This window comes from Rhodococcus sp. MEB032 (assembly GCF_030208925.1).
Classification (GTDB): domain Bacteria; phylum Actinomycetota; class Actinomycetes; order Mycobacteriales; family Mycobacteriaceae; genus Rhodococcus_F; species Rhodococcus_F qingshengii.
Genome location: NZ_JARVSY010000062.1, coordinates 1 through 1,038 on the forward strand (window position 1 = coordinate 1; position 1,038 = coordinate 1,038).

Consider the following 1,038-nt stretch of genomic DNA (forward strand, 5'->3'; position numbering starts at 1 on the left):
CCGAAGTCAGCCGCGCCGCAAACACTTTCACCGACCTCGGCCTCGTCGCCGGTGACCGCGTAGCGATCTACATGCCGATGATCCCCGAAGCGATCGTCACCATGCTCGCCTGCGCCCGCCTCGGCCTGACCCACTCCGTCGTCTTCGCCGGATTCTCCGCCACCGCCCTACGCTCACGCATCGACGACGCCCAAGCCAAACTCGTCGTCACCGTCGACGGCCAGTGGCGACGCGGCGCAGCAGCACCCATCAAAACAGCGGTCGACGAATCCGTCGCCGGAGCCGAATCCGTCCAGAACGTGTTGGTGGTCAACCGGACCGGCATCGACGTCGACTGGACCGACGGCCGCGACCTGTGGTGGCACGAAACCGTCGCACAGGCCTCACCCGAGCACGAGGCGCAAGCCTTCGACGCCGAACATCCCCTGTTCATTCTCTACACCTCCGGCACCACCGGAAAGCCCAAGGGCATCATCCACACCTCCGGCGGCTACCTCACCCAGGCCTCGTACACCCACCACAACGTCTTCGATCACAAAGCGGGACAAGACGTCTACTGGTGCACCGCCGACATCGGCTGGGTCACCGGACACTCCTACATCGTCTACGGACCCCTCTCGAACGGCGTCACCCAGGTCGTCTACGAAGGCACCCCCAACTCCCCGAACGAGCACCGCCACTTCGACATCATCGAGAAGTACGGCGTCTCCATCTACTACACCGCACCCACCCTCGTGCGCACGTTCATGAAGTGGGGCCGCGAGATCCCCGACGCCCACGACCTGTCCTCGATCCGCCTCCTCGGATCTGTGGGCGAGCCCATCAACCCCGAAGCGTGGCGCTGGTTCCGAGAGGTCATCGGCGGCAACAAAGCCCCCATCGTCGACACCTGGTGGCAGACCGAGACCGGCGCGATCATGATCTCCCCACTCCCCGGTATCACCGCCACCAAACCCGGATCCGCGATGGCCCCACTGCCCGGCATCTCCGCGAAGATCGTCGACGACGACGCCAAGCCCCTCGGCCCCGGCGGCAACG

The 1,038-nt window shown here is 65.5% G+C and carries 1 protein-coding gene; it reads left to right on the top strand.

Annotation, left to right across the window (positions count from 1 at the left end; genetic code table 11):
- The coding region (locus tag QRN54_RS33320; protein ID WP_285184029.1) for an AMP-binding protein at nucleotides 1-1,038 on the top strand (1,038 nt) is incomplete at both ends.